The sequence below is a fragment of the Poseidonocella sp. HB161398 genome (assembly GCF_005870025.1).
In the GTDB taxonomy this organism is placed as follows: domain Bacteria; phylum Pseudomonadota; class Alphaproteobacteria; order Rhodobacterales; family Rhodobacteraceae; genus Mangrovicoccus.
The window spans coordinates 1-733 of sequence record NZ_VATA01000262.1; the positions used below are offsets into that span (position 1 = coordinate 1).

The 733-nt window shown below is 71.4% G+C and carries 1 pseudogene; it reads right to left on the reverse strand.

Annotated elements, in window-relative coordinates:
* Positions 1-190 precede the first annotated feature (190 nt).
* Positions 191-733: pseudogene (locus FGX59_RS37155) on the reverse strand (aldehyde dehydrogenase (NADP(+))); the annotation flags it as partial.

A 733-nucleotide genomic window follows, 5' to 3' on the forward strand; every position in this document is an offset into this window, starting at 1 on the left:
CGCTTGAAGAGCGCCGTGGCCAGCGTCGCCACCGACACGCCCTTCAGCTTCTCGCGGGTTTCCTCGTTCATGCGGGATCCTCCCATGGATGCCGGCCGGCTGGTCCGGGTCCGGCATTGGTCTTCTGGTTCAAGGGGTTGGCGCAGCCCGGCCCTGGGGCGCGGCCTTGCGGCCACGGGGCCGGGGCGGCTCAGGCGATATCCTCGGGCAGGACGCTTGCGGGGATGTTCTGGAAGCAGACCGGGCGCAGGAAGCGGCGGATCGAGAGGGTTCCCACGGAGGTCGCGCCGAAATTGGTCGAGGCCGGATAGGGCCCGCCATGGACCATCGCGTCGCAGACCTCGACGCCGGTGGGGAAGTTGTTGGCCATCACCCGGCCCGCCTTGCGCTCCAGCACCGGCAGCAGCTGCCGCGCCAGGGCCGCGTCGCCCTCGTCCATGTGCAAGGTCGCCGTCAGCTGGCCCTCGAAGCCCTTCGCCAGCGTCACCATCTGCTCCGCCGTGTCGGTGCGGATGACGAGGCCCAGCGGGCCGAAGACCTCCTCGCCGAGCGCGTGGTCCTGCAGGTAGGACTCCGCGTCGGTCTCGTAGAGGTTCGGCGAGGCCTCGCGCCCCGCGCTTTCGGTCTCCAGCACCGGCGCGACCGCGTTGCGGCCCTGGAACCGCGCCTTGCCCGCCTGGTAGGCCGCGGCGATCCCGCCCGTCAGCATCACCTGCGGCGCGACCTTGGCCAG